Raw genomic sequence first — 21,537 nt, 5'->3', positions numbered from 1 at the left:
ATTCCGGCCGACGTGGCGCCCATACCCGTCACGCTATCGTCTTCCTCAGTGTTTGCCCTCCCGCCACAACACGTCTTCGGAATGGCCGAAGATTTGGGCTATGACGGCGTAGAAATCATGGTCACCCAAAACTCGTGGACGCAAGACCCGAGGAAACTAGACCAACTGTCGGAAAAATACTCCATGCCCATTCATTCGATTCACGCCCCGACCTTGCTGTTCACCCAACAAGTCTGGGGCTCGGCGTGGAACAAAATTGCCCGCTCGGCCGACATGGCCCGCGAACTGGGCGCTGATATCGTGGTTGCTCATCCGCCCTTCCGCTGGCAGGGGCGCTACGCCAAAGGCTTCAAAGACGGAATCCGCGACATCATGGATGCCACCGGGGTGATGATTGCGGTGGAGAATATGTACCCTTGGAAGGTCTCCGGGCAAGAAATCAAAATGTACCTGCCGCACTGGGACCCCACCCCGGAAGATTATGACCACATCACGTGGGACTTCTCCCACGCTGGAATCTCTGACGCCGACTCGCTGGCGGTCTTCAAATTGCTCGGGTCGCGGCTGAAACATGTCCACGTCACCGATGGGACGACCAGTGCCGGAGACTCCCACTTGATTCCGGGCCAGGGTGAACAACCGGTGGCCGAATGCCTGCAGTATCTGGGAGCCACCGGATGGGACGGAGCCGCCTGCGTCGAGGTTTCCACCCGTAAAGTCTCCTATGCCGGGGAACGTGAAGAAATGCTTGCCGAGGCCCTGAGATTCACTCGCTTCCACCTGGCCGTCGGGCAAACTGCCCAGTGCCAAGCTCAGGCCACAGGGCAGTGCAACGGCCAGCACATCGCCTCACTTCATGAACAGGCTCAGACCCAACCAATGCAGATTATTTCCAACCACCAAAGAAAAATGCCCCGAGGTGACGATGACTAACGCAGCACACCAGCCCGCCGATGTGAAACTAGCCGTGATTGGACTGGGTCATATGAACACCGCCATTGTGGCCGGCTATGTGGCCACCGGCGCTGCGCCGGCGGCCATCCAGGCCACCACGCACTCTATCGCCAGCGCTACCGCCAAAAGCGAGAAACTGGGCATCACTGTCGTCTCCCTGGACAGCAACCCCGAAGCTAACCGCCAAGCCGTGGCTGAGGCAGACGTGGTACTGGTCGGGACCAAGCCGGCCGATATTGTGCCCACCCTCAGCGACCTGGCACCAGCTCTGCCGGACCGGGCTGTCGTGGTCTCGGTGGCTGCAGGCATCACCCTGCAGGCGATCACCGAGGCCGTCGGAGCCGACCAGCCGGTGGTGCGGTGCATGCCGAACCTACCGCTGACCCTGGGCAAAGGCGTGGTGGGTATGGCCGGTAATCAGGCGGTCACTGACCGAGGGCTGGCCCAAGCGGAGGCGATTTTCTCCGGTTCGGGGCGTGTCTTCCATGTGCCCGAAGACCAGATCAACCTGGTTGCTGCCATTGCCGGATCCGGGCCGGGGTACATTTTCCATATCACCGATGTGCTGGCCCAGGCTGGTGCCCAGCTCGGCCTGGACCCTGAGACCGCGGTGGAGCTGGCGCGTTTGACCGTATCCGGTGCGGGGGCGATGCTGGGTGAAGACGGAGCCGACCCCAAGGCGCTCACCGACCAGATTTGCACCCCGGGAGGTACCACCGAAGCTGCGGTGAATGCCATGGATGACTCTGGGCTTCAGGAGTTGCTGGTGACGGCTGTGCACGCCAATATTGCCCGCAGCGAGCAGATCGCCAACTCCTAAGGTTGGCTCACGACAGAACCGCTCGTCCCGGTCCCGGCTGCCTAAGATCGGTCGGCGAAATTCTCAAGGTCTTCGATCGGACCGGCCACAATGAGCTCATCCCGGGTGCGTAGCACCGTCTCCGGCAGGGCCGTGGTGTAGGTACCGGAGTTGCGACGATAGGCCACAATGGTCACCCCGTACCGCGAGCGGGTCTTCACATCAACCAGTGGTTTGTGTGTGATTCGTTCGGGGGCCTGCATTTGCGCAATAGCCCAGCCACCACGGAACTCGATGAACTCCATCATCGTCCCGGTCAAAAGGTGTGCGGTGCGCTCGCCGGCATCTTGTTCCGGCAAAATGACGCGGGAGGCCCCGATCCGTTCCAAAATGGTCCGGTGCGAGGGTGTGACCGCTTTGGCTAAGACTTTATCGATGCCCAGCTCCACCAAATTCACCGTGGTCAGCACCGAGGCCTCGATCGACGTGCCGATACCGCACACAGCAATGTCGAACTCGGCGGCACCGAGCTGTTCCAACGCTTCCGGATCGGTCGTATCGGCCTGGACCACGTGAGTCAACGCGGGCGAGTATTTCTGCACCAAAACCGGATCACGGTCAACGGCCATGACTTCTTGGCCCCGCGCGGTCAATTCTAGCGCCAGGGCGGCGCCGAAACGGCCCAAACCGATCACCAGCACGGGGGCGTGGGAATCAATGGTGCGTTTAGGAGACATCAGCCGATCACGGGCCTTTCTTCGGGATAGTTATACAGCGTGGGGGCATGGCGCGTTGCCAGCCCGGCGGCGAAAGTAATGGTACCGACCCGGCCGAGGAACATCATCACACACAGCACCAGTTGCCCCCAGGCCGGGGCCTGCTCCGACAGACCGGTGGACAGCCCGCAGGTTCCGAAAGCCGAGAGAACTTCAAAACCCACCTGCTCCACACTGGCGCCAGTCAATACCGACAGCACAATCATCGCTGTCAGCACCGCGACTCCGGAACCGACCAGCAGTGCAATCGCCACTCGGATGGTATCAGCAGGAATGGTGCGATGGAAGACGGTCACATGTTGACGTCCGCGGGCCTCGGCGACAATGGCTAAACACAGCACCGCCAAGGTGGTGACTTTGATACCTCCGGCCATGGATCCGGATCCGCCTCCGATAAAGATCAGGGCATACATCAAAAACATGGAGGCCGGCGTGAGCTCTTCGACCGGATAGACGGCATAACCTCCCGAGCGAGGCATCACCGTCGAAACCACCAAGGTTTGGATTTTTTCCATCGTGTTGAACTCACCCAGGGTATCCGGATTATTCCATTCCAACAGACCGAACCCGATAAAACCCACTATCAAGAGGATTCCGGTGGCCCACAAGGTGAGCTTGGCGTGCAGGTTCAGTCGCGCGCGACGTCTCATCACCTGTTGCAGGACCAGCAGGGTGGGGGCTCCCAGTGACCCGATGATCACGCCGAGACAGACGGTGAGAATGATCCACGGGTCATGTGCGTAGGCCGTTAATCCCATCGGGTGAAGCGAAAATCCGGCGTTGCAGAAAGCAGAGATCGCGTAGAAGATGCCGTACCAGATGCCGGTAAGCCCATCGTCGGTGTAGTCAATAAATCGGGGAATCAGCACCGCGGCGAGAACAGTCTCAATGGCGAATGTGGTGACCAGGACGGTAAGAATCAGTCTGCGGGTCGTACCGATGCTGGATGAGCCGGTTGCTTGCATACTCAGCAATCGCGAGCTGAGTCCGATCCGTTCTGACACGGCCATCGCGAGCATCCCGACCATGGTCATCACCCCAATGCCACCGACTTGGATGGCGATCAGAATGATAATTTGTCCGGTCAATGACCAGTGTTCTGCGGTATTGACCGAGGACAGCCCCGTGACTGTGATCGCCGAGACCGCAGTGAACCCGGCATCGTTGAGCGCGGTCGGACGATGGTTGGCTGCCGCGACCGGCAACGACAGCAGTGCGGTGAAAACCAGAATGACCAGCATGAACAGCCCGATGGCTACCCGTGCTGGAGACAGCACAAGTAAGGAGGAGACCATGCCACGCATGGTGGAGTATCCGGGGATGGTTCGTGCGGGATACTCCCGGTCCTGCTGGGTGGGGAACCTACCGGAGCGTTGATGAATCATAGCGACACCATCATGCTCCGGAAACGGTGAAATGCCTAGTCTTTTCCGTTGTATGTCATCACAAACTACCGCCCGGGCCTCGGAGCACTTACCCTAAGAGTGATGACTGACACAGACAAGACCCCGGTGCCCACCGCTGTGATGTGGGATGAAGAGTTACTGAAGTACCGTTTCAGTGATACCCACCCGATGGCCCCCATTCGCCTGGAGCTGACCTACCACCTGGCCGAACAACTTGGCGTGCTGGACAACGACCAGCTGAGTATCATGTACCCGCCGGTGGCCACAGATGCCGAGCTGGCCCGCGTCCATACAGCGGACTACATTGCCGCGGTTAAACACGCCTCGGACTACGATGACGCGGCCCAGCTCGAGACCGATCCTTCCCGCCACCAGGACAAGGAACGCTTCGACCGGGCCGGTCTGGGAACTGAAGACTGTCCGATTTTCGCTGATATGCACACCTCCTCGGCGCGTATCGCCGGCGGTTCCTTGCGAGCAGCCCAAGCCATCGCCTCCGGGGAGGTCTCTCGCGCGGTCAATTTCGCCGGCGGACTCCACCACGCCCACCGGGCTCAGGCCTCCGGGTTTTGTATCTACAACGACGCCGGGCTGGCCATTGCACACCTGCTGGATTCCGGGGTCGAGCGAGTCGCTTATGTTGATCTGGACGCCCACCACGGTGACGGCGTGGAAGCGCTGTTCTGGGACGATCCGCGGGTGCTGACGATCTCCATCCATGAATCCGGACTGATGCTGTTCCCCGGCACCGGTTTTGCCCGGGATTTCGGCGGCGATGACGCCCAGGGGTCAGCGGTGAACGTTCCGATTTCAGCTGGAGCCGGCGATGCCGCGTTTCTGCGGGCGGTTCACGCGGTGGTTCCGCAAGTGCTGAAGGCCTTCTCTCCGGAGGTATTGATCACCCAGCACGGTTGCGACGGTCACCGGCTGGACCCGCTGGCCGACTTGAACCTATCCGTCGACGGCCAACGTCAGATGATGTTGGATGCTGCGATGTGGGCCGAAGATTTCGCCGATAACCGGTGGCTGGCCCTCGGGGGCGGAGGGTATACCCCTTATCAGGTGGTGCCACGTATTTGGGCACATTTGATTGCGATCGTCGCCGGGAACCCGATCCCGTTGCGCACTGGCATTCCGCGTCAGTGGCGCGAAAAAGTTGCCGAAGTCTCCGGGTTGGAGTTGGAAAAAATACCGGAGCTGATGACAGATAATGTCGATGTGTGGTGGAGGTCGTGGGAAGTTGGTTATGATCCGGCTGACCATAACGACCAGTCAGTGATGGCCACCCGCAAGGAGATCTTTCCACTGCACGGACTCGATCCCTGGTTTGACTGATCACAAAGTCATGACAATTCACTTCGGAACCGAACTGAACTTCTGTAACCGGAGTGGATGCACTACAATTTCCAAGGTGACCCAAATCAGGGATGATCACGCGATCACCCCGAACTTCCCCTCGGGTATCACGGCACGGAAACGTTGATGGCAACGCCATCGCGCTCTTCGTCACAACACCGTTTATTTATTAATCAATGTTGAACACCGTGGAGGGGTGCACAACGTGGCACAGGGTGAAAACTTCGCCGATGCGAAATTCATGACCGTCACTGAGGTTGCTGAGATGATGCGAGTCTCCCGCATGACGGTCTACCGGATGATTCATGCCGGTGAACTCCCCGCCGTCCGGTTCGGACGTTCTTATCGTGTTCCCGAAAACGCTGTTGAACAAATCTTGTCGACTGGTTCAGCCGATCAAGCAACGGGCACGGAGGCCTAGTCTGCTGTCGCGAGCCCGCCGAGAATCCTCTGCTAGTGTTGTCATTCGTTAACACCTAGATCGCCGAAACGTTAGTCTTCGGTAAAATAGCTGGGAATCTGTACGTGTTGTGGTGTTGAGAGTTCTCCACTGTGGCGCGTTGCGGGAAAGACGAGACGACAGGAAGGAAGCCCATGGGCTCAGTCATCAAGAAGCGCCGTAAGCGCATGTCCAAGAAAAAGCACCGCAAGATGTTGCGTCGCACCCGCCACCAGCGCCGCAACAAATAGCATCCCGGCGCGTAGGGTCTAGTTGCCGTGGTGCGCTGATTCAGACGCACAGAGCCACCTGATTGTTCGGGTGGCTCTTGGTGTTTCAGCTGAACATTCCTCCTCCGCCCCAAAGCGCTATGGAAGGTTAGGCGATACCGATGTCCACTGACGACTGCGCACCAGACACACCGCCACCGGTATTGCAGGTGCTGGTGAAAAGCGGATGCCACCTCTGCGAGGAGGCAATTGCCACTGCCGAACAAATCGCAGAGGAATTCCACGTGGACTGTGGCGTGATTGATGCTAGTCTCCGCCCGGATCTGGCTGAGCGCTTCGTCGAAGAAATCCCGGTGCTGTTCGTTGACGGGTTACAGCGCGACTTTTGGCGCATCGACACTGTCAGGCTCCGAGCACTCTTGAGCGCCAGGAGACCGTCATCGGACAGACCATCGATAGAGGCCGAATAGCGTGCACCCGCTTGGCGACGTGACTAGTGGTCCTGCGGAGGCTGTGGTGGCAGCTGCATGGCCTGTAACCGCTGGACCTTCTCCCAGGCCTTAAACCGGAAATACTCCTGCGAAGTGGGCGTGAAGGTCAAAATCATCGCCACCACACCCAGTACCACGCTGACGACGGTGAACAGCGAAAACAGGTTGATTAACGACAACCCGGCGAAAACACATCCGATGATGCGGGCGATATTCGACCCGCGTCGCACGCCCCGGGCCACGAGCCAGTACAGCAGACCGGTCACCAGCGCTATGACGATCATCGTGGTCCGGGTCGCCATGCCCATCGGCCCGGCGATCATCTCAGAGAAACTTCCCATTTCTCCGGTGGTATCCATGGCGGCCATCATACTGTCTAGTTGAGCGATCTCTTGCGAGCTCAAACCAAAGTTCGGTAACAGCGCTTGAATAATGGAGGTGAGCACATACAGCAGGCCTGCGATGAGGATCATCCAATACGACCACACCACGTGTTGCGGTGCGGGCATGGTGGCTTGTTGCGTGCTCTGCTGAGCGGTCGGTGGCTGATTGAAACCGGCCGGAAAGGGATACTGTTGTGCGGGCAGCTGTGATTCGGTCGGGGGAGTGCCGTACTCGGAACCGTAGGCCTGCTGGTTGTCCTGCTGTTCAGGCTGTGGCTGGTGTGGAGTGAAAGTGCCGTAGCGGGGTTTGGTGTACCCAGCGTGATGCTGGGCGTTCGATGTCTGGTCGGAAGATCCTGCCTGTGCGCTACGTTCCTGTTGCCATCGCTGGAACTCTTCACCGGTGAGTCGGACACCGTACCGGGGCTGGTCGGATTGATCTTCTTCAGCCGCACCGGAGGTTTTTCGATCGTGATGCTGCTCGTCCTGGGGATGCTGGGAGCCGTGGGTGGGCTCTGAACCGGAGGGTTGCTGATTCTGCTCATCCGGGTCCCGACGGTGGTTCTCACTCACAAGATTGTCCTTATCTGTTGACTGATACCGTGCATACTCTGGTTGTTATCCTAACGATCCGGACGTCATCACGGCGATCTTTCAGCAAGATCTGAGAGACTAGACAGCATGAGTGTTGCCACGATCCACATGGTCCGTCACGGGGAAGTGCACAACCCCGGTCAGGTGCTGTACGGCAGATTACCTGGATTCCATCTCTCGTCGCTGGGATACCAGATGGCAGATGCGATCGCTGACTGGTTTGTCGACCGTGCCACCGAACGCGGCGAAGCCCCCAAGATTCTGGTCTCATCCCCGCTATTGCGGGCCCAAGAAACCATCCAGCCCTTGGCCGAAGCTCTGGGTTTGCCGGTGCGTATCGAGCGTCGTGTGATTGAAGCCGGCAATAAATTTGAGGGTCGCTCCGATATGTCAAGCCAGCTGAAAAAACCCTGGAATTGGCCCCTGGTGCTGAACCCGTTCCGCCCGTCCTGGGGCGAGCCCTATCGGGCCCAGGTACAACGGGTTAGCTCGGCCATGTTTGACCTGCGCGATGAATTGCTGGCTCGGCACGGTGGGGGCGAAGCTGTGGTGGTGTCCCACCAGTTGCCCATTTGGGTCACTCGGCTTAGTGCTGAGCGCGCCAGACTCTGGCACGACCCCCGAGAGCGAGAATGTTCCCTGACCTCGGTGACAACCTTCCATTTTGATCCCGGCTACCACTTGCCGCGGATCGAGTACCGGGAGCCGAACGCCGAGCTGACCGGCTCAGCCGCGGCACTGCCGGGGGCTTGATCGTGAGCATCGCGATATCGGCACCTGAGACCGTGAATGCGAATCAGACCGCCGGGCCCCGTTAGAATAGACGGACCCGTTTGTCAGCGTCGCAACACACCTCGAGTCCTTCGTTCGCGTAGGAGAAACCCAACGATGAGAGATCCTCGCTTGCACACTTCTGCCACCAGTCGCCGTGCGGTCCTGGGTGGCCTCACCGCTGTGCTGGTTGCCCCGGTGCTGGCCGCTTGTTCTTCCACCGATCCGCTAGCAGAACAGGCCGGGAACGCCGACGGCAAAAACTACATTGCCGGTGACGGTTCAGTGCTGGAGATCAGCCCGGAAGACCGTGGCGAACCGATCGAGTTCACCTCCACTACCTTCGATGGCACGCCGGTGAGCACCGCGGATTTCGCCGGATCGCCGGTGATGCTTAATTTTTGGTACGCCGCCTGTGCCCCATGTCGGGTTGAGGCCCCCGACCTGGTGGCGCTCCATGATGAATTTGGTGACCGGGTCGCCTTCTACGGGGTCAACGTCCGCGACACTGCCGGCACCGCCGAAGCTTTCGAGCGCAATTTCGAGATTACTTACCCGTCCCTGGAAGAACGGTCCGGGGAGGTGTTGCTGTCGCTGTCTGACTTCGTGCCGCCCCAAGCAGTACCGACCACACTGGTCTTGGACTCCCAAACCCGCGTGGCCGCCCGCATCCTTGGTATTGCTGAGCGCGCCACGTTGCGTTCCTTGATCGATACCGTCGTAACCGAGTAAACCTAAACTGTACCTTGATGACCCCGCATCTGCCCCTTGCCACCCACTTGACCGGTCTGGCACCGCTGTCTCAGGCCAACTCCTTCGCCGAAATTGCGCTGGACGGCTCGCTGCTATTAGCAATTCCGGTGGCTTTATTGGCCGGTCTGGTCTCGTTCCTTTCTCCCTGTGTGCTACCACTGGTTCCCGGCTACCTCGGCTACGTCACCGGTCTGTCAGGGGCCGATCTCGCCGATGAGAAACGTGGCCGCATGGCCGCCGGCATTGCCCTGTTTGTCGCCGGATTCACCCTGGTCTTCGTGCTATTGGGGCTGGTGTTCTCACAGGTCTTTGTCTGGGTACAAGGCGAGGGACAATGGCTGACCCAAATCCTCGGGGTGGTGGTGATCTTGATGGGGATTGTGTTCATGGGCGGATTCTCCTGGTTCCAGCGCGACCGCAAGATCACCTACCAGCCCTCCGCCGGGCTGGCAGGTGCCCCGGTATTGGGGATGATCTTCGGGCTCGGGTGGGCTCCCTGCATCGGTCCCACCATGTCGGCTGTACTCCTGCTATCCACCGCTGGATCCCCCAACCCCTGGCGTGGCGGTATTCTGGCCTTCGCCTATTGTTTGGGACTGGGTATCCCGTTCCTGCTGATTGCCTTGGGATTCAAGAAATCTCTGGGGGCACTGAAATTCTTCCGCACCCACCGGGTCGCCGTGATGCGTTTCGGTGGGGGCTTGCTGATTGTGTTGGGCCTGCTGATGGTCTCCGGTTTGTGGAGCGCTTGGGTCAACGAGTTGCAGGTGTGGTTCAGTAACGAAGTGAGATTACCGATCTAATGACATCAGAACAGACGAAAAAACCACAGCTTCCGAAACTGGGTGTCACCGGAACCCTCCGCTTCATCTGGACCCAGCTGACCTCCATGCGCACCGCGCTACTGTTGCTGTTGCTGTTGGCAGTGGCTGCCGTGCCGGGATCGATCTTCCCCCAGCGACCGGCCGGCCCCGAAGTTGTTGAGCAATGGATCGAAGACAACCCCGGAATTGGCCCGGTGCTGGATTCCCTGCAGTTCTTTGATGTCTACTCCTCGGTGTGGTTCTCCGCGATCTACCTGTTGCTGTTCATCTCATTGGTGGGCTGTCTGATTCCCCGGGCCAAGCAACACTGGAAACAACTGCGCTCTCAACCTCCGCGGACGCCGCGCCGGCTATCCCGCCTTCCGGAGTACGGTCGCCTCTTGTTGCGCGAGCAGGGGCCAAACCCTACCGAGGCGATCGACCAGGCCACCGCGATCCTGTCAAAGCGCGGGTACCGGGTCGATGTTCGTGACGAATCCGCCGGTAAGGGACACACCAAAACCCGGGCCGCCTCGGTGGGAGCCGAACGTGGCTACCTGCGAGAAATCGGAAACCTGATCTTCCACTTCGGACTCCTCGGCGTGCTGATTTTCATCGCTGTGGGTGGCATGTTCAGCTATAACGGCCAAAAAGTTCTCGTTGAGGGGGAAGGGTTCACCAATAACCTGGTCGCCTACGACTCCTTCACCCCGGGCACCGCTTTCGACGAAGAGATGCTCTCGCCCTTCTACGTCGAGCTTGACGACTTCGAGATCGAGTACGACCGCACTTCCACCTCCCACTACGGGCAACCGCTGACCTACACTGCGACGATGACAGTCCAGAGTTCGCCCGAGGCCGAGCCGTATCACGATACCCTGAAAGTCAACGACCCACTGACCGTCGACGGGGTGCGGATGCTCTTGGTCGGTAACGGCTATGCGCCCACTATTGTGGTCCGAGACGGCGAAGGGAATGTCGCCTTTGACGGGCCGGTGATCGCCCAAATCCAAGAGCCGGGCACCAACACCTCCTTGGCGGTCATTAAAGCCCCCGATGCTCAGCCGGACCAGCTGGGCTTTGTGGGATTGTTTTTGCCGACCTCCTACACCGGCGAGGATGGAGTCGCCGTCTCGGTCGATCCCGATGCGGGCAATCCCGAATTGATCCTGAACTCCTACTACGGCGACCTCGGCCTGGATAGTGGCGAACCGCAGAACGTCTATGTGCTCAACACCGAGAACATGACGGAGCTGAACTCACGCACCAACGACAACGGTGGGATCACCTTAGGACTGGGAGAAACGTACGAACTGCCCGACGGCAAAGGGTCGATCACCTTTGAATCCTTAGATCGCTACGTTGGGCTCGATATTCACTACGATCCGGCCAAATGGGGTGTGGGTATTTCTGCGGTGCTCGCGTTGGGCGCACTGGCGGTGTCACTGTTTGTCCGTCGCCGTCGTGTTTGGGTGCGCGCCACCGAGGATCCCATCACGGGGTCCACTGCGATCGAGTATGGTTTGTTAGCGCGCGGAGAGTCCTTCGGATTGCGCGAAGAAAACATCAAGATTCGGCTGGCCATGGAAGAGATCTGGCCGGTGATTCCACCTGAGGAATCTGGACCGGTACCTGAGGAATCGGCTCGTGGGGCAAAGCGATCTGGCCCTTCGTCATAACTGCGCGTGGTGTGGGAAGAAACGTAGAATACCGGTGACAACTCCCCACCGCGAGTTCGACCATCGACTAACGGAGACCCTCGATGAAACCAGTCAATGAGACCCTCGGCGAGTACAGCGATCTCTTTATGCTCATCGCTGCCCTGGTCTACCTTGTCGCCTTTTTCTTATTCATGTGGGACATGGCCACTGCCTCGAAGACCATTCGCCGCGTCGAGAACGAACTCTATGATGATCACGTGCGTGAACTGGAAGAAGTTGGGGAGCGCAAGGCCCAGAAAACCGCCAACGCGGAGGTGAGCGCACCGGCGCTGGTCGGTGCCGGTGGTGGTAGCTCCACCGCCGCGTGGGACGACACCGGGCGGGAAGACACCGATGTTTCGGGTCCGGCCGACCGTCTCGACCAGCGTCAGACGTCAGGACACACAGCTGATATGTTCGGTGACCACCGGGTGGGTGCTCGACTGGTCTCCGACGATATGGACTATTCCGGCCACACGCGCCGGCCCTGGGCCAATGTGGCCGTTGCGATCACGGTTTTTGCTGCGGTGATCCACACAGCCGCTGTGATCTCTCGTGGCGTGGCAGCCAACCGTGTGCCCTGGTCGAACCTGTACGAATTCATGACCACCGGAGCGTTGGTTATCTCGCTGGTCTACCTCGGGTTCCTGATCCGCAAAGACCTCCGCTTTGTGGGGACCTTCGTCACCGCCGTCATCGTGCTGATGCTCACGGCAGCCACGATTGGTTTCGCCACGCCGGTCGCCAACGAGCAACCGGCGTTACAGTCCTGGTGGCTGGTTATTCACGTCTCGGTGGCGGTGATGGCCACCGGAATCTTCTCCCTGACGTTCGCCATGTCGGTGTTGCAGCTGATCAAACAGCGCGCCGAGGTCAAAGCCAAAGCCGGACAGCAACCCTGGTCTTTCTTGCGCCTGGTCCCCTCCTCCTTCGCCTTGGAGAATTGGACGTACCGCTTGAACGCTGTGGCCTTCGTGATGTGGACTTTCACGCTGATCGCCGGTGCGATCTGGGCCGAGCAGGCTTGGGGGCGCTACTGGGGCTGGGACGCCAAAGAAGTGTGGACTTTCGTGATTTGGGTGGTCTATGCAGGCTACCTGCACGCGCGCGCCACCCGCGGCTGGACCGGGACCCGTGCGGCCTGGTTGAACATCATCGGCTTCACCTGCCTGGTCTTCAACTACACCATCGTCAACCTCTACTTCCCCTCGCTACACTCTTACGCTGGAGTCTAAGCCTCAAAAAGCCCGGACATGGTCGGTCACGAAAGCCTGCATATGACGTATCATGACATGCCGAACAGCGATGTTTTTCCGGATCTCCGGGATTCTGGGAGGGGCACTCGGGACGTGGCCTAAGATCCGGTAACCTCACCTTCTATGAATGCAGAGACCATCTCCGAGATGCTCGGTCAGGTAGAGGACATGGCCTGGCAACTTCTGGGCATGCCTGTGATCATCCTGCTCGGCTTTTATCTCACCGTGCGTACCGGAATGGTCCAGATTCGACATTTGCCCGATATGTTCCGGGCGATCACCGACCGTGCCACGCGCGACGATACGGGACGCACCCGGTCTCTGTCGGCCTTCCAAGCCTTCGCAGTGACCGCCTCGGCCCGAGTTGGCACCGGAAATATCGCCGGAGTGGCCGGTGCCATTGCTATGGGAGGCCCGGGCGCCGTTTTTTGGATGTGGGGTCATGGCGATCCTCAACTCGGCCGCGTCTTTTGTGGAGTCCACACTAGCCCAGCTGTACAAGACCCGTCGTTTCGACACTTTTAAGGGCGGACCGGCCTATTACATCGAACGAGGTCTCGGTTCTCGCGCCGGTGGCATTGTCTTTGCCGTGATCTTTATCTTCTGCTTCGCCTTGAGCTTCACCTCGCTACAGGCCAATACCATCGTGGACTCTGTGACCGGTGCCGCGACCGAACTCGGCGTGGAGGATACCACCGCACTCATCTGGGGTCTGGCCGTGGTGCTGGTGATTCTCACCGGCCTGATTGTCATCGCCGGTTTGCGCCGCGTGGCAAGGGTGGCTCAAAACGTGGTGCCCGTGATGGCGATGCTATACATTCTGCTCGGGCTTGCGGTGATGATCATCCATATTGACCAGCTTCCCACCGTCATGGGCCTGATCTTTGGTGAGGCATTCAATTTTGAGGCGGCCGCCGGTGGCGCATTTGGCACGGTGCTGATGGCCGGTATCCAACGTGGCATGCTCTCCAACGAGGCAGGCATGGGGTCGGTGCCGAACGTGGCCGCCACGGCCGATGTCTCTCACCCCGCGAAACAGGGTCTGGTGCAGTCCCTGGGGGTTTACCTGGACACCCTTGTCATTTGCTCAGTTACGTCTTTCATTATCCTGTTTACGTACCCCGATCCAGTTGCGACCGCAGACGCCAATCCGGGGGTCGAACTGACTCAGATGGCGTTGACCTCAACGTTCGGCGCGTTTGGTGCTGTTGCCCTGGCCGTGATCATTCTGCTGGTGTCGTTCACCTCAATCCTGGGCAACTACTCCTATGGCGAGGCGAACATCTTGTTCCTGTCGGATTCAGAGAAACTGCGCAAAATCTACGCGGTGGTGCTGACCGGCGTGGTCTTCGTGGGATCGACGATTTCGGTGGATATCGCCTGGGCGATTGCTGGAGTCACCATGGTCGTCATCGCGCTGTTCAATTTTGTGGTGATCACTGAGATGTCTGGTACCGCGATCCGCCTACTCAAACACTACACAGCACAACGACGTGACGGTAAAGAACCGATCTTTCTCGCCTCCGATATGCCTGACCTGGAAAACATCGAATGTTGGACAACGGAAGACATCTCAGGACACCGGCAACCCCACACGTAGCGGTGCTTCTGGCTTGTGGCTAGGACCGTTGCGATCCGGTCGAGTCGCCAGGGAAATCCTCGTCGTCGGGATCGTCTGGAGTCTCGGAACTGTCATTGGTGTGAGCAGAATCGTGCCGTTCTCTGAGCTTCCGCTCGTAGGCGTCTAACTTGGCTTCTCGAGCGTCGAGCTGTTCTTCACGAGCTTTCTGGCGACGCTGAATATCGAGACGACGCAAGAATTCGTCATCATCGTCTGGGGACTTCGGCCGGGCCGGCTGTTGTTTGCCACGTTGTGGACTCGACCCCAAACTGCCGGGCTGTGGCAGTGCACGACGGTGGCCAAAGAACAGCCACAGCAAGGCTCCCACGGCAGGAACGAGAGCGATAATCACTAGCCAAGCCGGTTTTGCCAGGGTGCGGATGCGCTCTCGGGGAGTTTGCATGCACTCGACGAAAGCGTAGATCATCACGCCGAGGGCGACGATCGCTAGTGGAATCAGAAAACGCATGGTACCAGTCTACGAAGGAACGGGTCATCGCGCGTGCTCGTTTCTCCGGAAGAACGATCCCGGGTTTAGACTGGGACACTATGAAGTTTCTGGTCTATGGTGGCTTGCGCCTGTTGCTGTTCGGATTGGCCTTTGCAATCACCGCCTATGTCACCTCGTCGTGGCCGTTGGCTGCCTCGTGGACCTTTGCCACGGTGATCGGTCTCATCGTCAGTTTCGCGGTGGGATACCTCCTGTTGGACCGGCTACGCAATGCAGCCGGACAGAACCTGGCAGATATTTTCTCGCCGAACCGCAAAGAAAATGGGGTCCAAGAACTCAAGGACGCCGAAGCCGAGGACAGCTTTACCGCCGGCCGGTTCCACGACGCCCAGCAGCAACGTGGCGAAGCCGAAGCCGAAGCGCAACGGGCCGCAGCCGAACTCGACGCGCAACGCTCCGAGAAGCGGTAGGGCACCAGTGTTCTAGAGCAGAACGCCTGCGGTGAACAACATTGCATACATCAAGCCCAGGATACCGGTGAGTTTCAAGACGGGAATCAGGTCTTGGCGGTCCGTGGACTCAATCATGATGATGGAGGGGCGGATGGAGATGCCCAACACGATCAGTAACAACAGCAACCACGGGTGGATCGGGACGAAGAGTAGCGGGAGTACCACGGCGATGAATAGCATCACCGGATAGCTCCAGCGTGCAGCGGTGTCACCTAGTCGCACGGCTAGCGTCATTTTTCCGGTCTCGCGGTCGGTGGGAATATCGCGGACGTTATTGGCCATCAGCAGCGCGGTGGAGATCAGGCCACACCCGATCGCTCCCATCCACGCCAGCCCGGAGAGGGCGAGCGCCTGAGTGTAGGTGGTACCCAATACCGCGACGAGTCCGAAGAAAATGAAGACGAAGACTTCGCCTAATCCCATGTACCCGTAGGGGTGTTTGCCCCCGGTGTAATACCAGGCGGCCAACACGGCCAGCACGCCGATGACGATCAGCCACCAGGTTCCTGACAGGCCGATCAGGATCAGACCCGCGAGTCCAGCCACGCCGAAACATCCGAACGCCGCCAGCTTGACTCGACGCGGTTCGGTGGATCGTGAACCGGTCAGCCGGAAGGGACCGACCCGGTTGTCATCGGTGCCACGGATGCCGTCGGAGTAGTCATTCGAATAGTTGACCCCGACCTGCATGGCCAGCGCCACGATGAGCGCAAGGACAGCGCGTAGTGGGTTGAAGGAGTCCAGCTCCGCAGCTGCGGCCGAGCCAACCACGACCGGAGCGATGGCCATGGGAAGGGTGCGCAATCGTGCAGCTGAGACCCACTGAGAAAATGTTGCCACCTGGTGTGTTACTCCTTGGTCTGACTCGAGGCATCACGGGATGGAGTGCCTTCCGGTGCCGATGATGGCACCCCTTCACTGTAGTACTCACTCGGAGAGCAACTGTTGAAGATAACGCCGGTCGGGCTTGCCGTTGGCGAGCAAGGGGATCCGATCCAGAACTGTGAAGGACTTGGGCGCGGCCGCCTCACCTAGCTGCGCACGTACCCAACGACGAAGGGCTGTGTCTCGTTGGTTCTCCGACTCGATGGCCGCATCCTCAGCCGGCACGATACCGGCGACAATACGTTGTCCCCAGTGGTCATCGGCCACCCCGGTCACAAAAGCCTCGCGAATTGTCGGATGTGACTCCAGCACCCGCTGGATTTCGGCGGCGGAGACCTTGACCGCTCCCGAGATCAGCACATCATCCACCCGTCCCAGCACACGCAGTTGCGGAGTGTGAGAGGTTGAGGCGGTGAGGATTTCCCCGTAGTCATCGGTGAGGTAGGTGCGGGTGCCATCCGGGCCGGTCCGAAAGTGCTCGGCGGTGAGCTTGGGCTGGTCCAGGTAGCCGGTAGCGACCATGGCGCCGGTGAGGGTGACCCGGTCCACCGCGGCCCCGCCGGCGATGGTGTGCCGGGCCAGCCCCAGGTCCACGCCCGGTAGCGGCCGACCGTTGTAGACGCACCCACCACACGTTTCCGAGGAACCATAGGTTAGCATCAGCTTGATGCCGTGCTGGCGGGCTGCCTCGACGCTGGCCTGCGGCGCGCGGGCGCCACCGACCAACACGGCGCTGTAGGACCGCAGGCCATCGATCACCTCGGGGATCGCCTCCCCGGCCTCCAGAAGCCGGGTCAGTTGCGTGGGGACCAGCGAGACGTACCGGGGTTGGTCCACCGGGGTGCGCCCGTTGAGGCCTGCGGTGGTAGCAACGAACTTTTCGGCCGTAAAAGATCCGGAGGGCAGCACCAGTGGCGTGGTTCCGGCCATGATCGATCGAGACAGCACCGCGAGACCAGCCACGAACTGGGCCCCGACCGCCAGCAGCCAGCGTCCCTGACCGGCCAGCGCTTCCGCGGTGGCGGTTGCCGAGGCCTGCAACGCGGAGGTAGACAACAGGGTTTGTTTGGGCCTGCCGGTGGACCCGGAGGTGCGAACCACCGCGGCGATGTCGGGGCCCCCGCCCCGAGCGGGGTCTCTGGCCTCGGGGCGGAAGATCACCTCGCCGGAGCCGGTGAACTCCACCGGATCACCGGTGTGGTCCATCGCGCGTTGCAGCGCAACGAGCATCTGGTCGAGCTGGTGCGGTGTTGGTAAGTCCATGCCGTGACGACCCTATCGCGCGGACGGGATTAGAAATAGCGAGGGAACGCCGACCAGTCCGGGTCCCGCTTTTGCAGAAAGGCGTTCTTGCCTTCGACGGCTTCATCGGTCATATAGGCTAGGCGGGTTGCCTCGCCGGCGAAGACCTGCTGGCCCGCCATTCCATCGTCGGCCAGGTTGAAGGCGAATTTCAGCATGCGAATGGCTTGTGGGGACTGGGCATTGATATCGGCGGCATACTGGAGTGCCACGTCTTCGAGTTTCTCGTGCGGGACCGCTTCATTGACCGCACCGGCGTCAACCATATCTTGGGCAGAATACTCACGCGCGGTAAAGAAAATTTCTCGGGCCTTCTTCTGGCCCACCATCCGGGCGAGCAGGGCTGAGCCGTAGCCGGCGTCAAAAGAGCCCACGGTCGCATCGGTCTGCTTGAACTTTCCGTGCTCGGCCGAGGCCAATGTCAGATCAGCGACAACGTGCAATGAATGGCCACCACCGGCTGCCCAGCCATTGACCAGGGCGATGACCGGTTTGGGGGTGGTGCGGATCAGGCGTTGGACTTCCAGGATGTGCAGGCGCCCGGCACGGGCGGGGTCGATCGTTTCAGCGGTATCCCCGCAGGCATAGTGGTAGCCATCCCGGCCACGGATCCGCTGGTCGCCACCGGAACAGAAACTGTGGCCACCATCCTTGGGCGAGGGGCCGTTACCGGTCAGCAGGATGCACCCCACGTCTGAGGACATCCGGGCGTGGTCCAGGGCCCGGTAGAGCTCGTCGACGGTGCCGGGACGGAAAGCATTGCGTACCTCGGGACGGTTGAAGGCGATGCGCACGGTCGGCAGATCGCCCACCCAGTCCCCGTTGTCATCGCGGAGCACCTGGCGGTGGTAGGTCAGGTCGGTGAAATCACATCCTGGCACCACCCGCCACTGGCTCGGGTCGAAAATATCTGAGACCTTCTCAGGAACGGAGGTATCGGCCGGTTGGGGCCGGGCAGGGTAAGGCTGTGCAGAGTGCGTGGGCGAAGTCTCGGTCATGGAACCCAGTCTAGTCATGATGGTCGCTGGTTAGACTGGTGAGCACAGCAACAGCCAGTAACTACCTCACGGTGTCGAGACCTCAACAGAGAGCACATCATGACTACACACTCGTTGCAACGACTGGATTGGGATGGAGCGGTCAATGCCTGGCAGATTCGTCCAGGGTTCTTCCGGATGGGACGGGCTGAAGCGCTGACTTCTCGTGGCTGGGACCAGATGGTCGATGCCGGCGTGGGGACGGTGGTTGATCTGCGTAATACTCCCGAGATGCGCAGACGGTCCACCGATCCGGTAGCTGGGCAGCGTCCCGCAGCGCTCACTCGGGTCAACACGCCTGTCCACGAGCTGCAGCGCGAGGAGTTTTGGGCCCGGTATGACCCCTACCCGCGGGACCCGAGTAGCTACCAGGACATCATCGAGACCTTCCCGGATATGGTCGCCACCGCGGTGGAGGCGGTGCTGGCTCCGCTGGAGCGTGGGGAATCGGTGGTGGTGCACTGCTCGGCAGGTCGCGACCGGACCGGGTTGGTGGTTACCCTCGCCCTGCAATCCGGCCGCGTTCCCGGCGGTGGTACGACCCTGCACGAGCTTCTCGCCGTGCACGAGGCCGCCTTACGTGGCATCAACGACCACCACTTGCACTCGGCGGTTCCGCATCCGGTCGAGCGTGGGCTCACCGGCGAGGAGTTTGAGCGCGACCTAGCTTTTCGTGCCAGGGCTCTGGAAAAGTTTGTGCGACAATGGACACCGCGCCGGGTTGCGGAGTTCTTGGACCTCGCCGAGCAGGACCGCACCTAGTTCTCCAGCTTGCGTCCGGTGGTTTCCGGTGCCAGGACGAACATGACGATCACGGCCACCACCACGGTGCCGGCTCCCACCAGGAAGCTTCCCGGCAGACCCAGGACCGGGACCAGCGCGGTGATAAAGATGAGCGGTCCAACACCGGCGGAAATACGGGAGATGGTTGAAGCCCAACCGAAACCAGAGGCCCGTAGCTCGGTGGGGTAGATCTCAGAGGCATAGGCATACATGACTGGGATCGCGACCTGAATGACCATTCCGTAGGTCAAGATCACCGGTAGTACCGCGGAGGGGACGTCCAAGACCATCGCCAGTAGCACCAAGAGTAGCGAGCCGATGATCGCCGAGATGGCCAGCAGCGGTCGACGACCGGTTCTTTCGATCAAGTAAGTGGCAATCAGTGCGCCCACCAGACCGGAGGCGGCCATACCACCGGTGGTGATAAAGGCCTGGGACTCGACGTACCCGGCCTCGATGAGGAAGGTCGGCAACCACTGCAAGGAAACGTAGTAGACGAACATGATGGTCAAGAACAGCAACCAGACCGACAGAGTGATTTTCCACGAGTACGCCCAAACACGACGTAGCTGGTCGAAAATCGCCCCCGAGGACATCGTGGGAACATCCGTCATGGTTTCCAGCTGATAGGGTTTCGGTTCGGCCCCGGTGGCCTCGACCAGCCGGTCAATGACGTGGCGAGCCTTGTCGTGTTGGTTAGTGCGAATCAGATACATCGGTGATTCCGGGACCCAGAGCCGCACGAAGATCAGCAGTATGGCTGGCAGTACCATGACCAGCATGGTCGGTCGCCAGTCAGCAAAAATCCCCACGAGCCAGGCGGAGACGAACCCAGCCAGCGCGGCACCGATCGGCCACCACGCGTCCATGGCTGCCAGTACTCGGCCACGTTGTCGACGTGGCGTGAATTCTCCGACCAGGGCGTAGTCGACCGGAATCGCGCCCCCGAGCCCGAACCCGGCAATGAATCGCAGAATCGCGAAGGTGACGACATCGGTAGCAAACACTCCGGCAATGGTGAACAGTGCGAAAGTTGCAATGGTGGCGGTAAAGGCGGCTTTGCGCCCAATGCGGTCAGCGATGGTGGACCAGACAAAGGCACCGACGGCCATGCCCAACAGGTTAGCGGCGCCGATCCAGGCAGCTTGACCTGGCTCGAGATTCCATTCCTCGGAGAGCAGCGGGATTAACACACCGTTGAGTGAGACGTCCCAGGCGTCAAACATGAATCCCAGACCGCCGATCAGGAAGATTCGTCCCTGAACGTTCCATTTCCAGGGCAGATTCTGGACGACATCGCTACCGGTGAGAGTGTGTGATGATGAGTGAGCCATGCCATGATGCTAGGACAGTGCGTCGCCGATTGCATGCCCAGGCCCTGAATGAGTCGTCAGCTGACGACTGCGGACGTAACACCCGTCCCGTCGGTGGAGCAGGGACCGATGCTACGCCCGTTGGTCACACGGTGGCTACTACCTGAGGCGAGCGTTTAGACCTCGCGGGCCAGCAACGTGTCGTGGTCCTGGGTAGACAGTATCGATTTGTTCGGAATGTTATGGCCTTCTAGCGACAGGGGAGACCAATTACCTACCATTCCTGACTATCTCTGCTTGCATCAGACACTTTAGGATCGTTAACCGCTTTTGTCTCGACGTTCGACGTCTTTAGAGTCACAATATTCAGGGATATTGAACTTTATTGGATAGGCTTGAGTGTATTTAACTAACCCTCCCAATTAATGGGCCTTGAATACTTTCTTATGATCGGCGCGTAAAACAATAACGAATTTGCGAGTTAATATGTGTTGGTGACGTACTATAATGGAATATTGAGCGCTTGCAAGTTACTCTGTGTAGGAGCGTCTATCGTCCTGAAAAGTCTATACATGTATCTCAAAATACGGTAAAATGATACGATATTTTTGAGAATTGAGGCGGGGTATGTAAAGAATTACTCCATCTGCGATGAATCCGAGTGGGTCGAATAAATCTGAATTAGTCCGCTTGTCCTTCAATTCATCTGCAGCCGTGGAAATGATTCAGAGTGGCTTCTTCTACTAGTCCCCTTCCACGTTGGGTGGCACTTCTGCCGACTAGGCGTTGTTATAAATGAACGACCATCAAGAAACACAGTCAATGTGTATCCATCTATACCTTGTGGACCGCATCTCTGAACTGATAATGCGTACCTTAGGGGCTCACCCATAAGACTAGGGGAACCACGTATTCAATAACG

At 59.5% G+C, this 21,537-nt stretch carries 23 protein-coding genes; 15 read left to right on the top strand and 8 right to left on the bottom strand.

Features of this window, described 5'->3' with window-relative positions; translation table 11 throughout:
- Both DYI20_RS04140 and proC read left to right on the top strand, forming a co-directional pair.
- Positions 1–933 (top strand): sugar phosphate isomerase/epimerase family protein, encoded by a 933-nt coding sequence (locus DYI20_RS04140; RefSeq protein WP_369859708.1) that lies wholly within the window; start codon positions 1–3, stop codon positions 931–933.
- A complete protein-coding gene (proC, locus tag DYI20_RS04135; RefSeq protein ID WP_208392142.1) occupies positions 926–1,774 on the top strand; it encodes a pyrroline-5-carboxylate reductase in 849 nt (282 codons plus the stop codon). Before DYI20_RS04140 ends, proC begins: the two co-directional genes overlap by 8 nt.
- 41 nt (positions 1,775–1,815) lie before the next feature.
- Here the strand turns inward: proC and DYI20_RS04130 are convergent, their stop codons facing one another.
- The gene (locus DYI20_RS04130; RefSeq protein WP_110098001.1) at positions 1,816–2,490 is read right to left on the bottom strand and encodes a potassium channel family protein; all 675 of its coding nucleotides are present in this window, start codon (positions 2,488–2,490) and stop codon (positions 1,816–1,818) included.
- The gene (locus DYI20_RS04125; protein ID WP_122548914.1) at positions 2,490–3,914 is read right to left on the bottom strand and encodes a TrkH family potassium uptake protein; all 1,425 of its coding nucleotides are present in this window, start codon (positions 3,912–3,914) and stop codon (positions 2,490–2,492) included. The genes DYI20_RS04130 and DYI20_RS04125 overlap by 1 nt, the downstream gene beginning before the upstream one ends.
- Positions 3,915–4,016: 102 nt before the next feature.
- Between DYI20_RS04125 and DYI20_RS04120 the strand changes: the two genes are divergently transcribed.
- The 4 genes from DYI20_RS04120 to DYI20_RS04105 all read left to right on the top strand — a co-directional run bounded on the left by DYI20_RS04120 (position 4,017) and on the right by DYI20_RS04105 (position 6,430).
- Positions 4,017–5,270 carry an acetoin utilization protein AcuC gene (locus tag DYI20_RS04120; RefSeq protein ID WP_122548913.1) on the top strand — a complete coding sequence of 418 codons (1,254 nt, stop codon included), beginning with the start codon at positions 4,017–4,019 and terminating at the stop codon, positions 5,268–5,270.
- A 226-nt stretch (positions 5,271–5,496) separates the two neighbouring features.
- A complete protein-coding gene (locus DYI20_RS04115; protein ID WP_110098187.1) occupies positions 5,497–5,712 on the top strand; it encodes a helix-turn-helix domain-containing protein in 216 nt (71 codons plus the stop codon).
- Between the two features lie 173 nt (positions 5,713–5,885).
- Complete coding sequence (locus DYI20_RS04110; RefSeq protein ID WP_110097998.1) at positions 5,886–5,981, top strand: 30S ribosomal protein bS22; 96 nt, start codon at positions 5,886–5,888, stop codon at positions 5,979–5,981.
- Positions 5,982–6,121: 140 nt separating this feature from the next.
- Entirely contained in the window at positions 6,122–6,430 is a 309-nt protein-coding gene (locus tag DYI20_RS04105) for a glutaredoxin family protein (RefSeq protein ID WP_110097997.1), read from the top strand.
- Positions 6,431–6,453: 23 nt separating this feature from the next.
- Here DYI20_RS04105 and DYI20_RS04100 read toward each other — a convergent pair whose 3' ends face one another.
- Positions 6,454–7,407: a hypothetical protein gene (locus tag DYI20_RS04100; RefSeq protein ID WP_122548912.1), complete on the bottom strand. Its 954-nt coding sequence runs from the start codon at positions 7,405–7,407 to the stop codon at positions 6,454–6,456.
- Between the two features lie 108 nt (positions 7,408–7,515).
- Between DYI20_RS04100 and DYI20_RS04095 the strand changes: the two genes are divergently transcribed.
- The 7 genes from DYI20_RS04095 (at position 7,516) to DYI20_RS04070 (ending at position 14,311) form a co-directional block, all read left to right on the top strand.
- Complete coding sequence (locus DYI20_RS04095) at positions 7,516–8,181, top strand: histidine phosphatase family protein (protein WP_122548911.1); 666 nt, start codon at positions 7,516–7,518, stop codon at positions 8,179–8,181.
- Positions 8,182–8,316: 135 nt separating this feature from the next.
- Complete coding sequence (locus tag DYI20_RS04090) at positions 8,317–8,931, top strand: TlpA family protein disulfide reductase (RefSeq protein ID WP_110097994.1); 615 nt, start codon at positions 8,317–8,319, stop codon at positions 8,929–8,931.
- 17 nt (positions 8,932–8,948) lie between these two features.
- Positions 8,949–9,755 (top strand): cytochrome c biogenesis CcdA family protein, encoded by an 807-nt coding sequence (locus DYI20_RS04085; protein WP_110097993.1) that lies wholly within the window; start codon positions 8,949–8,951, stop codon positions 9,753–9,755.
- Complete coding sequence (gene resB / locus DYI20_RS04080; RefSeq protein ID WP_122548910.1) at positions 9,755–11,434, top strand: cytochrome c biogenesis protein ResB; 1,680 nt, start codon at positions 9,755–9,757, stop codon at positions 11,432–11,434. Before DYI20_RS04085 ends, resB begins: the two co-directional genes overlap by 1 nt.
- A gap of 83 nt (positions 11,435–11,517) precedes the next feature.
- The gene (gene ccsB / locus DYI20_RS04075; protein ID WP_110097991.1) at positions 11,518–12,690 is read left to right on the top strand and encodes a c-type cytochrome biogenesis protein CcsB; all 1,173 of its coding nucleotides are present in this window, start codon (positions 11,518–11,520) and stop codon (positions 12,688–12,690) included.
- A gap of 144 nt (positions 12,691–12,834) precedes the next feature.
- Positions 12,835–13,236 carry an alanine:cation symporter family protein gene (locus DYI20_RS12520; protein WP_233242919.1) on the top strand — a complete coding sequence of 134 codons (402 nt, stop codon included), beginning with the start codon at positions 12,835–12,837 and terminating at the stop codon, positions 13,234–13,236.
- The gene (locus DYI20_RS04070) at positions 13,154–14,311 is read left to right on the top strand and encodes an alanine/glycine:cation symporter family protein (RefSeq protein ID WP_244924650.1); all 1,158 of its coding nucleotides are present in this window, start codon (positions 13,154–13,156) and stop codon (positions 14,309–14,311) included. The genes DYI20_RS12520 and DYI20_RS04070 overlap by 83 nt, the downstream gene beginning before the upstream one ends.
- Before the next feature lie 19 nt (positions 14,312–14,330).
- Here DYI20_RS04070 and DYI20_RS04065 read toward each other — a convergent pair whose 3' ends face one another.
- Positions 14,331–14,801 carry a PLD nuclease N-terminal domain-containing protein gene (locus tag DYI20_RS04065; RefSeq protein ID WP_110100676.1) on the bottom strand — a complete coding sequence of 157 codons (471 nt, stop codon included), beginning with the start codon at positions 14,799–14,801 and terminating at the stop codon, positions 14,331–14,333.
- Between the two features lie 80 nt (positions 14,802–14,881).
- On the opposite strand from DYI20_RS04065, the gene DYI20_RS04060 reads away from it, so the two are divergent.
- Entirely contained in the window at positions 14,882–15,253 is a 372-nt protein-coding gene (locus tag DYI20_RS04060; protein WP_110100675.1) for a DUF4229 domain-containing protein, read from the top strand.
- A gap of 12 nt (positions 15,254–15,265) precedes the next feature.
- Here the strand turns inward: DYI20_RS04060 and DYI20_RS04055 are convergent, their stop codons facing one another.
- From DYI20_RS04055 to DYI20_RS04045, 3 genes are all read right to left on the bottom strand, one after another.
- Positions 15,266–16,135, bottom strand: a complete 870-nt coding sequence (locus tag DYI20_RS04055) for a 1,4-dihydroxy-2-naphthoate polyprenyltransferase (RefSeq protein WP_122548909.1) — start codon at positions 16,133–16,135, stop codon at positions 15,266–15,268.
- 87 nt (positions 16,136–16,222) lie between these two features.
- Positions 16,223–17,443: an AMP-binding protein gene (locus DYI20_RS04050; protein WP_243857481.1), complete on the bottom strand. Its 1,221-nt coding sequence runs from the start codon at positions 17,441–17,443 to the stop codon at positions 16,223–16,225.
- Between the two features lie 29 nt (positions 17,444–17,472).
- A complete protein-coding gene (locus DYI20_RS04045; RefSeq protein ID WP_122548908.1) occupies positions 17,473–18,480 on the bottom strand; it encodes a 1,4-dihydroxy-2-naphthoyl-CoA synthase in 1,008 nt (335 codons plus the stop codon).
- Positions 18,481–18,579: 99 nt separating this feature from the next.
- Between DYI20_RS04045 and DYI20_RS04040 the strand changes: the two genes are divergently transcribed.
- Entirely contained in the window at positions 18,580–19,281 is a 702-nt protein-coding gene (locus DYI20_RS04040) for a tyrosine-protein phosphatase (RefSeq protein WP_122548907.1), read from the top strand.
- On the opposite strand, the gene DYI20_RS04035 is transcribed toward DYI20_RS04040, so the two are convergent.
- Positions 19,278–20,636, bottom strand: coding sequence for an MFS transporter (locus DYI20_RS04035; RefSeq protein ID WP_122548906.1), 1,359 nt, complete (start codon positions 20,634–20,636; stop codon positions 19,278–19,280). The genes DYI20_RS04040 and DYI20_RS04035 overlap by 4 nt on opposite strands.
- Positions 20,637–21,537: the final 901 nt, after the last annotated feature.

Origin of the sequence: Auritidibacter ignavus (assembly GCF_003703835.1) — a bacterium.
Lineage (GTDB): Bacteria > Actinomycetota > Actinomycetes > Actinomycetales > Micrococcaceae > Auritidibacter > Auritidibacter ignavus.
Note: the sequence above shows the minus strand (reverse complement) of the source record. Positions and strands in the feature narration are given on the sequence as shown.

Excerpts from the sequence above, each read along its gene's own strand:
- DYI20_RS04040 (WP_122548907.1), top strand. The coding sequence starts at position 18,580 with ATGACTACACACTCGTTGCAACGACTGGATTGGGATGGAGCGGTCAAT.
- DYI20_RS04045 (WP_122548908.1), bottom strand. The coding sequence starts at position 18,480 with ATGACCGAGACTTCGCCCACGCACTCTGCACAGCCTTACCCTGCCCGG.
- DYI20_RS04065 (WP_110100676.1), bottom strand. The coding sequence starts at position 14,801 with ATGCGTTTTCTGATTCCACTAGCGATCGTCGCCCTCGGCGTGATGATC.
- DYI20_RS04120 (WP_122548913.1), top strand. The coding sequence starts at position 4,017 with ATGACTGACACAGACAAGACCCCGGTGCCCACCGCTGTGATGTGGGAT.
- DYI20_RS04125 (WP_122548914.1), bottom strand. The coding sequence starts at position 3,914 with ATGATTCATCAACGCTCCGGTAGGTTCCCCACCCAGCAGGACCGGGAG.
- DYI20_RS04105 (WP_110097997.1), top strand. The coding sequence starts at position 6,122 with ATGTCCACTGACGACTGCGCACCAGACACACCGCCACCGGTATTGCAG.
- DYI20_RS04060 (WP_110100675.1), top strand. The coding sequence starts at position 14,882 with ATGAAGTTTCTGGTCTATGGTGGCTTGCGCCTGTTGCTGTTCGGATTG.
- resB (WP_122548910.1), top strand. The coding sequence starts at position 9,755 with ATGACATCAGAACAGACGAAAAAACCACAGCTTCCGAAACTGGGTGTC.
- DYI20_RS04110 (WP_110097998.1), top strand. The coding sequence starts at position 5,886 with ATGGGCTCAGTCATCAAGAAGCGCCGTAAGCGCATGTCCAAGAAAAAG.
- DYI20_RS04050 (WP_243857481.1), bottom strand. The coding sequence starts at position 17,443 with ATGGACTTACCAACACCGCACCAGCTCGACCAGATGCTCGTTGCGCTG.
- DYI20_RS12520 (WP_233242919.1), top strand. The coding sequence starts at position 12,835 with ATGAATGCAGAGACCATCTCCGAGATGCTCGGTCAGGTAGAGGACATG.
- DYI20_RS04090 (WP_110097994.1), top strand. The coding sequence starts at position 8,317 with ATGAGAGATCCTCGCTTGCACACTTCTGCCACCAGTCGCCGTGCGGTC.
- DYI20_RS04130 (WP_110098001.1), bottom strand. The coding sequence starts at position 2,490 with ATGTCTCCTAAACGCACCATTGATTCCCACGCCCCCGTGCTGGTGATC.
- DYI20_RS04035 (WP_122548906.1), bottom strand. The coding sequence starts at position 20,636 with ATGGCTCACTCATCATCACACACTCTCACCGGTAGCGATGTCGTCCAG.
- proC (WP_208392142.1), top strand. The coding sequence starts at position 926 with ATGACTAACGCAGCACACCAGCCCGCCGATGTGAAACTAGCCGTGATT.
- DYI20_RS04085 (WP_110097993.1), top strand. The coding sequence starts at position 8,949 with ATGACCCCGCATCTGCCCCTTGCCACCCACTTGACCGGTCTGGCACCG.
- DYI20_RS04095 (WP_122548911.1), top strand. The coding sequence starts at position 7,516 with ATGAGTGTTGCCACGATCCACATGGTCCGTCACGGGGAAGTGCACAAC.
- DYI20_RS04070 (WP_244924650.1), top strand. The coding sequence starts at position 13,154 with ATGGCGATCCTCAACTCGGCCGCGTCTTTTGTGGAGTCCACACTAGCC.
- ccsB (WP_110097991.1), top strand. The coding sequence starts at position 11,518 with ATGAAACCAGTCAATGAGACCCTCGGCGAGTACAGCGATCTCTTTATG.